We start from the raw sequence: 396 nt of genomic DNA on the forward strand, positions 1-396 counted from the left end.
ATCGCAATGACTGTCACGATGGAAAGAATAATTGTATTCTCCATTTTTAACTGAATATTGATTGTAATAACAATCATAACAGCTAAACCAATAATGAAAATATCATTTCCAAATAGTAAAACGAAAGCAACGGCTACAATTGCACCAATCAGATTCCCTTGAATCTGTTCTAAGACGGATTGATAAGACCGATAAATCGTCGGCTGAATAGCAAAGATTGCAGCGATTCCAGAAAGCACCGGGGCAGGAAGGTTTAGCAGTTCCGATAAATAAAGTGCTAAAACAATTGCTATTCCCGTCTTAAGAATGCGGGCGCCTAACTTCATATATTTAAATCCTTTCAACGTTTATAGTTTGTAACATTTTGCTAATTAGCAATGAAGTAAACAACTGTAA

1 protein-coding gene is annotated in these 396 nt (G+C 35.4%); it reads right to left on the reverse strand.

Going from position 1 to position 396, the window contains the following annotated elements:
* On the reverse strand, positions 1-326 hold a 326-nt coding region (locus V7068_RS19710), incomplete at its 3' end, for an aromatic acid exporter family protein (protein WP_499714189.1).
* Positions 327-396: the final 70 nt, after the last annotated feature.

This window comes from Bacillus sp. JJ634 (assembly GCF_036962285.1).
Classification (GTDB): domain Bacteria; phylum Bacillota; class Bacilli; order Bacillales; family DSM-1321; genus Peribacillus; species Peribacillus asahii_A.